The sequence below is a fragment of the Alphaproteobacteria bacterium genome (genome assembly GCA_016699305.1).
Lineage (GTDB): Bacteria > Pseudomonadota > Alphaproteobacteria.
The window spans coordinates 1387142-1399886 of sequence record CP064970.1 but is presented as its reverse complement, the minus strand read 5'-3'; the positions used below and the strand labels follow the sequence as shown (position 1 = coordinate 1399886).

The 12745-nt window shown below is 59.8% G+C and carries 10 protein-coding genes; 1 reads left to right on the top strand and 9 read right to left on the bottom strand.

Annotation, left to right across the window (positions count from 1 at the left end; all coding sequences use genetic code 11):
* Positions 1–469: 469 nt before the first annotated feature.
* Entirely contained in the window at positions 470–1762 is a 1293-nt protein-coding gene (locus IPI58_06650; GenBank protein ID QQR68522.1) for a porin, read from the bottom strand.
* Positions 1763–2008: 246 nt separating this feature from the next.
* Here IPI58_06650 and IPI58_06645 point away from each other — a divergent pair, with 246 nt between their 5' ends.
* Positions 2009–2527 carry a DUF3576 domain-containing protein gene (locus IPI58_06645; protein ID QQR68521.1) on the top strand — a complete coding sequence of 173 codons (519 nt, stop codon included), beginning with the start codon at positions 2009–2011 and terminating at the stop codon, positions 2525–2527.
* 17 nt (positions 2528–2544) lie between these two features.
* Here the strand turns inward: IPI58_06645 and IPI58_06640 are convergent, their stop codons facing one another.
* The 8 genes from IPI58_06640 to IPI58_06605 form a co-directional block, all read right to left on the bottom strand.
* Positions 2545–3675, bottom strand: a complete 1131-nt coding sequence (locus tag IPI58_06640; protein ID QQR68520.1) for a hypothetical protein — start codon at positions 3673–3675, stop codon at positions 2545–2547.
* Positions 3676–3892: 217 nt separating this feature from the next.
* On the bottom strand, positions 3893–5116 hold the full coding sequence (locus IPI58_06635; GenBank protein ID QQR68519.1) for an ankyrin repeat domain-containing protein: 1224 nt from the start codon (positions 5114–5116) through the stop codon (positions 3893–3895).
* Between the two features lie 141 nt (positions 5117–5257).
* Positions 5258–5470, bottom strand: a complete 213-nt coding sequence (locus IPI58_06630; GenBank protein ID QQR68518.1) for a hypothetical protein — start codon at positions 5468–5470, stop codon at positions 5258–5260.
* Positions 5471–5489: 19 nt separating this feature from the next.
* Positions 5490–5846 carry a hypothetical protein gene (locus IPI58_06625; protein QQR68517.1) on the bottom strand — a complete coding sequence of 119 codons (357 nt, stop codon included), beginning with the start codon at positions 5844–5846 and terminating at the stop codon, positions 5490–5492.
* Position 5847: 1 nt separating this feature from the next.
* Positions 5848–6837 carry a DUF2793 domain-containing protein gene (locus IPI58_06620; protein QQR68516.1) on the bottom strand — a complete coding sequence of 330 codons (990 nt, stop codon included), beginning with the start codon at positions 6835–6837 and terminating at the stop codon, positions 5848–5850.
* Between the two features lie 210 nt (positions 6838–7047).
* Positions 7048–9117: a hypothetical protein gene (locus IPI58_06615; GenBank protein ID QQR68515.1), complete on the bottom strand. Its 2070-nt coding sequence runs from the start codon at positions 9115–9117 to the stop codon at positions 7048–7050.
* On the bottom strand, positions 9114–11756 hold the full coding sequence (locus IPI58_06610) for a DUF4159 domain-containing protein (protein QQR68514.1): 2643 nt from the start codon (positions 11754–11756) through the stop codon (positions 9114–9116). Before IPI58_06610 ends, IPI58_06615 begins: the two co-directional genes overlap by 4 nt.
* Complete coding sequence (locus IPI58_06605) at positions 11756–12688, bottom strand: DUF58 domain-containing protein (GenBank protein ID QQR68513.1); 933 nt, start codon at positions 12686–12688, stop codon at positions 11756–11758. The genes IPI58_06610 and IPI58_06605 overlap by 1 nt, the downstream gene beginning before the upstream one ends.
* Positions 12689–12745: the final 57 nt, after the last annotated feature.

Here is a 12745-nt window from a genome sequence, read left to right as displayed (position 1 = left end):
GTATATCGTGACTATAGGCAAAGAAATATTTTCAATTCATCGGCCCCTGGAAACACCCCCCGAGACAATCAAGCAGCACCGGCGTTGTGAGAGGGAAACTCTGCGATTCAGCACAGGCGTGAATGTCAGGTGATGGATGCCCGCCGGAGCCTGCCCTCGCGAAGGCGGGGGCGGGCATGACTCGCTAAGATGCTGTTTTTAAAATGGATATGGCATGGCTCGTTGTGACCACCGCTCTCTTTATGCGTCACTCCCGCGAAAGCGGGAGTCCATCTCCGGCCCTGGCCGAAGGCGCTGGGGTTCAGAAAAGAGTCTGCGGTTCAGCGACAGCGTAAGCGGCGGGGTGTGTGGAGCGGCATGGCGCGTCATATAAGAAGGACGTCCTTCCATCAACCCAAGCAAAAGGGCCGATCCTTTCGGACCGGCCCTTCCGTTTTTTGTACTGTCTTTAAGACAGCGTGGGCTTCAGTTAGAAGTTCACGCGCTGAGACAGAACGACGACATGACCGTCATTGTCATGACCGATGACGCGGTGGTCTTGATCGAAGAACACAGCATCAACACCCGTCACGAAGCCCGGGAACAAGGAGTAGGTAGCACCCACGCCCACGGCCTGGTAGTTCTTGACGTAGTTGTCATGCGGGTTGGCGGGGGTCGGCAGGGTGCGGAACACACCGCCGTAGCCTTCGCCGCTGAGGTAGCTGACAGCCACCGCAGCCTTCTGATACTCGTACTTACCACCAATGGTCCATGAGCTCTGGTCCTTGTTCTGACCAGCGATCGTCATATAACGACCGGGATCATACCAGCTGCCGCCCAGGGTGAAGCCGGCATAGGTCGCCTGAGCGCCCAAGCCATAGCCCACGAAGTCACGGGCCGTGTTCACGCCATTGAGGGTGTACTTGTTGTTGTCATCCGCGGCAATGACCTGGAAGCTGGCCAAGACGCCAACCTTGCTCCACTGGCCTTCATACTTGCCACCGAATTCCAACATGTTCTCGTAAGGAACCGCACCAGCGGGACCTGAGAGCAACAGCGAGCTGCCGCTGCCATTGGTGATCTGGTTACGGAAGACCGAAACCTGCTGGCCCCGGTTAAAGGCGTTGGGCGCATAGCTGGCACCAAACTGCACCTTGTGCTGGTCGTTGCCCAGCTTGGGGGTGTAGTAGGTGATCTTGGTGGAGTTCTCGTCCGAGTCAATGTAGCTGGGAGAGATGGCAAACACCGTACCGGGGTTCAGGTAGTTGGTGTACACCGCGCCGTTGCCGGTCTGGCCGGTGCCGACGGTGGGAGCCGTGACGAACAAGTCGCTGGCGCCATGCTCATCACCCATCAGAGCCTTGCCCCACTTGCCCGAAACCCAGACATAAGCCTGGTCGGTGTGGACCATGGTGCCGTTTTGAGCGACAAAGCTGTTGAAGGCTGTGGCCGACGGGGTGTTGGTCAGGTCGACATGCGCGCCGTATTCGACGTTGTATTCGGCCGACTTGCCCTTAGCATCGACATTGAGCTTCCACTCGGTGTCGAAATCCGTACCGCCACGCGTGTAGCGAACGGCGTCACCGGGGGCGTAGGGAGGGTTCAGCGAGGTGCCATTCACGAGAGTGCCACTGGTCGCCCGGCGGGATTCATCGAAGAATCCGGCGCGGAATTCCGTGTAACCACCCATGGTCACCTGCAGCCCCTGCTGCTGCGCGGCGGCGGTGCCGCCGTATAAGGCCACGCCCACGAGGGCTGTTGTAGCCAAAAGGATCTTACGCATGTGCATGCTCTCCGTTTGCTGCTGGATCAAAGTCACTGTGTCCATGCGGGGCTGAGCCCTGGACGCAAGGTTCATTTTGGGAATCCTGGACCAAAGTTCAAGTTTTAAATGCTCTTCCGCCTGGGATCGTCACAGCATGTGGCAAATCAACAACAGATGGCGTGACATGGTTTCATGCCGAACATCCTTGCAAGGCCCTGGTTTTTCTGCTGTAAAAGAACAAATCGGACCAGAATCGGACGTCCCATGAAAACTCTTTATCTTTCATTGATTTTTGTCCTGGCGGGCCTGACCCTGGCCGCATGCGGCGGGTTGGGCGGCGAATCCAGCTATCCCGACAAGCAGGCCGAGGACTATAAAAAATACGGCAGCGTGGTCAGCGAAGAGGGTGGCTTCACCTTATTCGGCACCGACCGCAAAGCGCAGGACCAAGGTTCGGGCATCGGGGTCAACGGCTATTTGTGGCGCGCCAGTTTGGACACATTGTCCTTCATGCCTTTGGCTTCCGCCGATCCCTTTGGCGGCGTCATCTTGACCGATTGGTATGTCACCGCCCAGGCCCCCGATGAGCGGGTCAAGGTCAGCGTCTATATCCTCAGCCGCGAGCTGCGCGCCGACGGGCTGAAGGTCACGGTGTTCCGGCAAAAGCGCGAGGCGGACGGCCAATGGGCCGACACCACCCCCGGCACCGAGACCGCCGCCAAGCTGGAAGAAACCATCCTGACCCGGGCGCGGCGTTTGAAAATCGCGCAGATCAAGGAATAGAAAAAGCCTGACAGGCCTTATCGAAATAAGGGCCCGTAAGGAGATGGGTTTCGGGAGCCGCAGGGATACGATGGCGATTTTGCGGATCGCATCGATTCTTGTAGGTTGTATTCCAATAATTCCGCAGCTTCACGTACCGAGCAGAGGTCATCGGCTAAACCGGCCCCAATTATAGAATGAATGGGTAAGCTGTTCGAAGGGGAGATTTGGGGGACAGAACCCAAGATAACGCCCAAAACCCCGTACGCCAAAACGCGTTTATCCGGAGATTCATCGGAGAAGAATGGCATGACAGCATCCAGAGTCCGCTGCGCCGTCCGCCTCTTCCACGGCACACCCGCCAAAACAGGCACAAGTGCTTTCCTTGCCATCTTGCGAACATTTAGGTCGGGATCGTTCATTGCTAACATGGCCATTGAAATGGGCCAGCTTTCTTCCGTAAGGCTAGGCAATTCCTGCGCAACCAGTCCCATCGCGTTAGCCGCGCGCTCTCGCCAGAAAGGATCCGGGTGTTGAACCACAGCCGCGATGGTAGATATTTGATCCGGTGTGATCTGGTTTGGTTCGTTCTCCCTATGAAGATCATCATAGGTTTTACAAAACACCCCCATCCTTTTTGCGGAGGCATACACAACTTGATCCCCGTCGTCAGGGCTGACGCCGATTATCTGACGAAGGGCGGCATTCGAGACGCAGATTTCGGGACGAGACTCCAAGATGGAACCCAAGACCCAGAACGCCGAAACATGTTCGCGCAATGATTCATGCGAGCAGAGCGGCAGAACATCCTCCACCGCCTGCTGCGGAACAGCACACAAAACAGGGGCAAATACCGCCCACGCCGATTTGCGAACACTATACATCGGATCATTCATCACCGCCCATGCCGCATGTATGGGCCAGTTTTCCCCCACAAGGCCGGGCAATTTTTCGGCAACCCACCCCATCGCCGTAAGGGCCTGCTTGCGCCAAAAAGGATCTTCATCACCACTGACGGCCCTTATGGCGCAGACCCGATCGGGCGTGATTTGGTCGAGGCGTCTTTCCTGACAAAGATCCTCATAGACAGAGGTAAACACATCATAGATATCCGGAGCTGCGCTTGTATCGGCGGGGGATGTAGGCATGCGGGGTTCTTGTTGCGCCATTGCATCTAACTCCTTTTGATTCCAGAACTGTTCGCCGGAAGCTACCGGCTGAATGACTGAAAGTCAATTTCACTCTCCGCTTTTCACACGTCTCCTTCACGCCCACAAACCAAGAACGGCCTGAGCAATTTCGGGTGTCGTTTCGTCACAATCCGGTGGCACGGGAAACAAGTGTGGCGTTCTTACGTTCTTTGAAGAAAACTTCTAGAATCCTCTATTAATTAGACGCATAGCGTTTTGAAAGCTCTCTCATTTTTGGCTCGATCGTAGGGTTTTTCCCGAATATCGCGTACGAATAGGCGTTGCGCCCCTTCTGATCGACGAGCGACGGATCGGCCCCATTCTTCAGTAGCGATTCGATTAAATCAATTTCTCCACTGAAGGCGGCAACCATGAGCGGTGTCACCCCATCGATAACCTCTCTGCCTTCCTTTGCCATCATATCAGGAAGTTTCTGTCTAAAATTGACCGGGGCACCGGATTTTATCATAGCGTCTAGAATGGCGGACGATCCCACCCCCGATGCCACGACAAAAGCTGAGACGCCGAATCTGTTCACCTTCATCGGGTCTATGCCAGCCTTGGCAAGATATTCGGCGATGTCTATATGCCCAGAAAGCATTGCGCGAATGATAGGGGTATCGCCACTGCTACCATCTGGCAGATCAATGGGCGATCCTGCTTGATGTAGCATGTGCACGATTTCTACATCGCCTTTTTTGGCCATAGCTGCATAACTGATCAGATCGCATATCGCGTTCGGTCCACAGCCTTTTCCTGCAAGCCTCGGATGGAATTCTTTGTCGGCCAGTAAAGATCTTACCGTCTCGGTATCGCTATTATTAACGGCGCGCCAAAGCTGATTCTGCCTAGCAGGGTCGTCCGTGGCTGCAACGGCTTGGGCAGACGTAAAAATATACACAAAGAAGCATGTATGCAGAAGTAATCCTGCAAGCAAAGCCCCGCCGCAAAAACGAAAGGCGCGACCTGGTTTAAGGACAGGCCAACAAAGAGCGATGACGGCAAGATAGGCAAGCAAGGAAACAAAGGAAAAGATATGGCCCTGATCGATGCCGTGTCCGAGCAGAAGGGAGAATAGGGCGCTTGGCAAAAGCTGTCCGAGCCATGCGATAAGACAAAGATAGACGCCCCAGCGCCGTAAAAAGAAAAGACCTATGAAGGAAATAACATAAGATAGGCGCAAGACAAAGCGTACGGAGCTTGATGTAAATACTTCCATTATCGCACTGCCATGCCAACCTTCACGGAAAGCATAAGTACTGACAAATTCACTATATTGTCCTGTAAAATACTCAAAGAATGTCGCGAAAAACGTCATGGATCCAATCAAAGACAGCGCATATATAAAATATATTCTATATTTTTCTTTCATCTCCTTGCTTATCATTCTATCCTCTATTTGGCTTTGGAATTTGGCCATGACTGTTCTACCGTTTAAAGTGCTACCAAGTCATTAAGCGGATGCAAGAAACATACAGAAACCTCCGCCCACGACATCGATACTAACGCTGTATATCCCCTCGTGCCGGCTCATGCTCGATATATCAAAACCGAGCCATATCTAAGCCCACAAACCAAGAACGGCCTGAGCAATTTCGGGTGTCGCGTCTTCGCAATCGGGCGGCAGGGGCAAGGCGTATTCGGCGCGGACTGACCCGTACCAGCAGCCTTGATCGTCCAATAACGGTCCCAGAATGTTGACATGTTCGGCCAAAGCCTGCGCCAAGGGCTGAAGCTGGGCGCACCGCCAATAATGGTCGATATATGCGGGCATGAATCGTCCTCCTTCTGGATTAAACGCTGCGCAAGATCAGATTAAGGCTACGATCCGCCGCCTGATTGACGGGCGAGGCCGCCGTGCCCGAGCGCACGCGCAAATAGGGTAGCCCCGCAAATTGCGCCAGATCGGCCAGGATCAAACGGTTCGAGGCCGCGCTGATGGCCAGCTCCACCCCGCCCGCGTCATAGAGATTGGACCAGACGGCCCCATCCACGCTGGCCTGGAATGTCAAACTGGCCGCCGTCCAGGCGGCAGGCATCTGAATGGCGGCCAGGCGCAACCCGCCAAGAGCCAGATCGCCCGAGAGGCTTTGTCCCACGCCGATGCCGGCGGTGACGGTGTCCAGGGCGTTGCTGATGGTAAAGCGCATGTCATATCTCCTGTGTCGAGGGTGAGGAAAGGGATTCGAGGGCCGCCACGCGGCGGCGCAAAGACTGGATTTCGGCCACCAAATACGGAACCAGGCGCGACAGATCGACCGCCCAAGCGCGAAAACCCGGATCGCCAAAGGCGGGCGCGCCGTCATCGCCCGGGGTGACGGCCAGGGGCAAGATTTGGGCCAATTCCTGCGCGATGAATCCCGCCCCCGTTTCGCCGCCAAAGCGCCAACGCCACTGGCGCGGACGCAAAGAGTCCAGCAACGCCCCGCAATCGGGCAGATCTTCGATAGCGTCCTTCAAACGCCGGTCGGAGGTGGTGTTATAGGCGGTGCCGCCCGTCGTGGTGGTTATGGAGCCCACCGCCGCGCCATTCATGCGAAAGGCCAAGGCCGTGCCCGTGCCGCTGGTGGCGGTGTCGTTACACACGATGCCGCTGCGTGTGGCGCTGGAATATTCCGCCTCAACCAGGCCGTTGAATCCAACGCTGGTCCGGCCCAATAGCCATGATCCCGTGCTGGTCACCCGCACGCGTTCAGCCCCCGCCGTGGCCAAGGCCAGCGTGTCGGCGGCGGGACGGAAAAGCCCCGTATCCGCATCGCTATCGAATCCATACCCGACCACAGAGGCCGAACCGGCCTTGGCCGCATGGACAAACCCCGCCCAGCCCGTGCCGTCATGGATGACCAGACGGTCCTCGTCGCGCACAAAGGCGCGCCAGCCTTCGGCGGGTGTGCGGATTTGCCATCCGGCATAATAACTGGCCAGCTTGCCCGCCTGACCCGCCCAGGCTCCTGTGGGGGATGGCCCGATGATATAGGTGTCGCCCTCAGTAGGGCTGGCAGGGGGCGTGTTCAAGTCTCGATCCAGAACGTTCAGCTGCACCAGAAAATCCAAGCCGTTTAAGGCATCGTTATGCGTGACTTCCTTTTGCGCCTGCCCGGACACAAGATAGGGCAGACCAAGACGAGGCGATTGGCTCATGGACGGCTCCTTCGCAATCGAGGGGATAGGGCGGATGCGCGAAAAAAAGCCCGGCCTATACAGGGCCGGGCTTTGGGAACATGACATCCGAATGGAAAGGAAGATTTCGGCGGGGTTGGGCATGTGGCCCAATGATCCCCGCGCTATTGTCCATATCAGAAGACGAAGGGCCTGTCAAGCTGAGTTCTTTATATGTTCGTTTTTTGTACGTTAATGTTCGCTCTTTCTGCGCGCCTCGCGCCGCCACGCCCATAGCAGGAAAAAGACCATCAAACCCGCCATGGCCGCCGGATCCAGCACAGGGCGCGAGGTAGCCCCCGTCTCGACAAAGGCCCCATGGGCGACCAAAGCGAGGCCGTCGCCGCCATCGGTGCGGAAAGAAGGCGGCACGCGAGTCACCGCAATATCCGATAAGCGCGGATCGCGTCCCAACCAGCGCAGCGTGCCGCCGCTGGCCTTGACCAGAGATGCCAATGCCTGGGCGCTGGCCACCAGGGCCGAGCCTTCGCGCGTCAAGGTCGGCAAGGCCCAGGCATGGCGCGTCCCTTCACGCACCTGCCATAGACCGTCTTGTCCGGCAGGCAAACGCAGTTGCGCCAGCCCCTTGGCGTCTGGAGTCATGGCGTGCGTCTGACTGGAGCCGTCTGGCGCGATCATCTGCGCCTCCACCGCTTCGGGATCGACGCTGCGGCGTTCGACGATAAGCTCTTGGCCTTGACGCCGAGCCGTCAACCGCGTGTCTTCAAGATCAGGCTCGCGCAACAGCCAATGAACCAAGCGGCGCATGAACTCCCCATAGGGTCCGCCGCCTTCAAAGCCGCGCGCCCACAGCCAGACTTGATCCGAGGTCAACTGCGCCACCCGACCTTGGCCGGGACTGGCCAGGGCCAATAAAGGCGCATCCTGCGCGCCTTGCAGCAAGACATGGCCAGGAACGGGGCCGGGCGCGGTCAAAACCTGGCGCAGCCAGCGTCCATACGGGGCGGGGTCTTCGTCCAAAAACGCGGTCACGGGATGGCGGCGTCCCTCGGGCGTCAAACGGGGATGGAACGCATCACCCAATCCCTGCCGCGCCAATAAGGGCAACACATCGGCCAAGGGCGAGGTGGATAGCTCCATGGCCTCGCCCTCCTCAGGCCCCATGGTCACCAACAAGGCGCCGCCCGACCGCACACGCTGGGCCACGCGGGCCAAACTGCCGGTAGGCAGCAGATCGAGGGCCGCAAAACGATCGAAGATCATCAAATCAAAATCCGCCAGGCGACGCCCGAAAAGCTCATGCACCGGAAAGGGGATCAAGGCCATGTCCTGCGGCGGTGTGGGGTCTTGCGAGGCCATACGTCGCAACAGGGTGAAATGCACCAAATCCACCGCCGGATCACTTTTCATCAGATTGCGCCACACGCGCGTCCCGGCATCGGGCACGCCCGAGACCAACAGCACCCGCATCCTTTCGCGCACCGCCGTCATCTGTCCGGCAACCGCATTGTTGCTGGCAGCGACTTCGCCTTCCACGACAACAGTCTGCGCCGCGACGCTTTGTGTCCCCGCATGGTCAAGCGGCCAAGGAAAGTCCATATCCTGCCCCACCGGCACGGACAGGCTTTGCACCCGCCCATCGGGCCAGAACAATGTGACCGGGGCCTCGCGCGAGAACGCCTTAGGGCTGTCCTCGACACGCAAACGCAGATGGGCTTGGCCTCCCACCACCCCTTGGACGGGATCGAGTGACAGGACAAGGCGGCGATCTTTTTCGTCCCTTTCGCCGATCATCAAGACATGCACCGGGCCGCGCGGCGCAAGAGCGGCAAGCTCGGCGGCAGAGTCGTGAATCTGGCCATCGGTCAGGATCATGATCCCCGCCAGGCGATCCTTGGGCACTTGGCCCAGAGCCTCGGCCAAAACCGGGGCCAAGCGCGTTTCCTTTTCGCCCGCCACACGTACCACGCGCCATTCCATCTCGGGCGCATGAGATAGCTTTTCTTGCAACGCCGCCAATACCGCATCCCGTCCCGCGATACGGCCCGAAAGAGCCATGCTGGCGCTGTCATCGACCACCACAAGGGCGATATCGGGCAAGGGGCGGCGCGTTTGCGCCCTTTGTTGCGGATTCGCCAAAACCAAAATCAGCGCCGCCGCCACAAGCACACGGCATATCCGCGCCGCAGGTGCAAGCATGCGCCATGCCCAGACCAAACCCGCCGTCAACGCCACGGCAAGTATCACCATAACCGCAAGGGGAAGAACGGGATCCCATACCAGGCTTGTCAGCGTGTTCATGGCATCGGCTCGCGATTCAAGCGGCGCAGGATATAGGGCAAATGAACCTGATCGGTCTTATAGCGGCCTGTCAGCGCCATCATCACCAGATTGACGCCAAAGCGGTAGGCCATCTCGCGCTGCGCTTCTCCGCCGGGGGATAAATCCACCATCGGACGGCCACTCGAATCCACCGCCCAAGCCGAAGCCCAATCCTGATCACCCACCACGAGAGCCCCGATACCGTCTTGCCGCTCGGTGCCTAAGGACACCCACAAGGCCGTGCTGGGACGCCTACCGGGGAATTCCTTCATCAGATAAAAGCTGCGAGTCAGCACATGATCGCTGGGCAAAGGCTCAAGCGCCGGCAAAGTCAGCGCCGATAACACGCGGTTCAACTGTGCGCCGTCCTGGCCGCGCAAATCGAACAGAGTCATCCCGCCCTGTTGCCAATAGGCGTCCAAACGCCGCGCTTGGTCCGTCTCCAGCGGTGCTTGCGCGTCCGAAAGCGGCCAATAAAGCAGGGGATACAAAGCCAGATCGTCCCGATCCAACGCCACCGGCGTGACGGCGACATGAACCAGACTGGTGCGCTGCTCCAAAACCCGGGCCAGGCCCCGCAATCCTTGGGCACTGAGGCGGTCCGTGGAGGAATCGCCGGTCATCACATAGGCCAGCACCAAATCGGCGCGCGTCAGATCGACCGAGGTCGCCCCTGCCGCGCCGGGCGCGACCATCAGAATCAACGCCAACCATGCCCCCGCCCGATTTTTGCCCCTGGGCCGCGCCAGAAGTGCCAGATCGATCACAAGCATCAATCCCGCCAAGGCCAACAAGAATCCCCCTAAAGGTTGCGGGCCATCCTCTTGCCGTTGCCAGGTTCGGGCATTGGATAAAGGCGTCAAATCAGGCAACACCGCGCCCAAATTCCGCGCCTGCATGTCGCCTGGACGACCATAAAATCCGGGCGGATGCTGGGGCGAAGGCGACCATATCTCACCCGCCGGCAAGGCCAGCACGGCCTCCCCAGGCGGAGCCAGGCGACCGAGGCCGTTCAGCACCTCATGCGCGGGCAAGCTTCCCTCCTCGAAAGACTTGCGCGGTGTGGCCAGGTCCAAGCGCGGCGCATGGGCCAGTCGCGCCATATGCCGCACCAAAAAGACGAAGCTTTCCGACAAGACAAAGGGACCGCCCAAGGAATCGATACGCGCGGTGACCAGGATCAACCATCCTTGGCCGATGGGCTGGGCCAGGACCAAGGGCGTTTCATCGGACAACCGCGCCCAGACCTGCGTGCTTGGCGGCAAGGAAGGCTCTGGGCGCAAGACCCAGGCGATCTTATCGGCTGACGAAACGGGGAGTCCCGCCAGGGGCGAATCCGCATCGGGCGTTTTCACCGTCAACGCGCCTTGCCAATCGAGCGCGCCTTGCGCCTGATACGGCGTACGACTGAGAACGGCAGGCAATAAAGGATCAAGCGGATCGAAGGCCTGCCCACCGGCAAAGCGGACCAAGACCCCGCCTTTTTCGACATAGCCGCGCAACTGCCGCAATTCGTCGGCGGATGGGGTGCCGCCTTCGGGCAAGATCAACAAAGACGGCGGCGAGTCTTGCATATCCACGATCTGCGCCTGTTCTTGCACGGCATAATCGGGTGCCAAGGCGCGGCGAATATAGGTCGCGCCGCGCAGCAAAGGTTGTTCCTGTCCGGCGGCGGCGCGAAGGGTGATAGGGCCGCGCCGCGCTTGGGTATCCATCAGGCTGACGCCGCCCGCCCCTATGTCCTGCGCCAGCTCCAGCCGCGCCACCTGACGCAGCGCCATCGGATCCAGCGGCATCACATCGCCGCCCGCATTGTCTCCAGAAGCTAAGATGATGGTCTGACGACCGATTTCCGTTTCATCCACGCCGATGGCGCGGATGGTTACCGCGCGTTCGGTCGCCTCCGGCCCCGCCCGCGTAATTTTCCACTGCAAGCCGCGCTCGGTGGTTTGCACAGGCCGCAACAGCAAGGCGCGACGGGCCGGGGCCGTCACCTCCCATCCCGCCAGCGCGTCCAAGGCTTGACGCAAGGCCGGATCGCCCGAGCTTGCCAGGCCGTCGCTGAACCATATCGCCCGCGCGGCGGACGGCACCGCCGCCATCGCTTGCGCGGCCTGGGTGCGAGAAGTTGGCCAAGGCTGGGGCGTCAAGGCTTCAATCTGCCGCTGCGCTTGCGCGGCAGGCATCGGCCCCATCAGGCGCACAGATTGTCCGGACGCATCGGGCGCGGTCGCCAGCACATAGACATCCGCTTTGCTGTATTGAGCGCGCGAGGCCGCCTGAACGGCCCTATCGCGCAGCTCGTTCCATGACGACGCCACGGCCCAACCATTGTCGATGAGCAGCAGCAGGGGAGTCCGCACCGGCGCGAAACTCTGGCGCACCGGTCCCGCCAAGCCCAGAATAAGCATGCCGATCAAGCCGCCGCGCAATACCAATAACCACCACGGAGTCCGTCGCCGGGGCGTGATCGGCACGGCCAAGCCCAGCAAGAGACGCATCGCGGGAAAATCGCATGGACGCGGCGCGGGCGGATGGCGACGCAGCCACCAGATCAATCCCGGCAGCAAAGCCAGTCCCCATAATAGCCAGGGAGTTGTCCATACCAGGCCCGACATCACGCGCCCATCCGTGCGGGCACCAAGGCCGGGTCGAGGCGACTGCCCAGAATCTGCGCCAAGGCAACCAAGGCATCGGCGGCGGGTTGGTCGGTGACATGGGTCGCCAAGCTCCAATGCGCGGCATGGGCGATGGCGTCCAGACGCGCATCATGCGTGGCCAGGGCCGCGCCATAGGCCGCACGCATGTCCTGGGCCGAGGGCAACACATAATGGCCTTCGCCTTCCAAGCCGTTCATCTCCAGGCAGCCGGAAAAAGGGAAATCTATCTCGTCGCGGTCGCGCACGCGCCACAACACCACGCGCGCGCCGCGCTGATGCAGCCGATGCGCCAAATCGGCCCAGAAGTCGGGTATTTGCAAGGCATCGGTCGCTAAGACCAGGATGGACCGGCGGGGCAGGGCATCGATATGCGGGAAATGATCGGCCTGCCCTTTGTCCATGTCTTGGTCTTGCGCCATCTGGGTCCAGGACATAGCGGGGGAATCCAACATCCGCACCCCCTCTCCCGCGCGGCGCAACAGCAAAGCCAGGGCCAACAACACCAGCCGCGCCCGTCGATGCTTGGTTTCCTCCGCGCGCGTCCCGCGATACCCCATCGAACCGGAAGCATCGCACCACAGCCACACCGTCTGAGCCGATTCTTGCTCGGTCTCGCGCACGAACAAGGCATCCCCGCGCGCCGAGCGTCGCCAATCGATCGCCCGCGCGGAATCGCCTGGCGCATAACGTCTGAATTGCCAAAAAGCCTCGCCCAGCCCCGTGCGCCGCCGTCCATGCAACCCCGGCCCCGCATGCTGGGCGCCCAAAGGCGCGCGCACCAAAAGCGGCATCAATCCGGCCGCCAAAGCCTCGGCCCGCCGTTGCAAGGACAAAGCAGGATCGACCCGAGATGCAAAAGACATGCTGTGCTGCGGATCAGCCCGGCCCATGAACCGCTTTCCCCTTCGAAAAACGAAGCTCAGACTAGCCGCCTATGCCCCGACAAG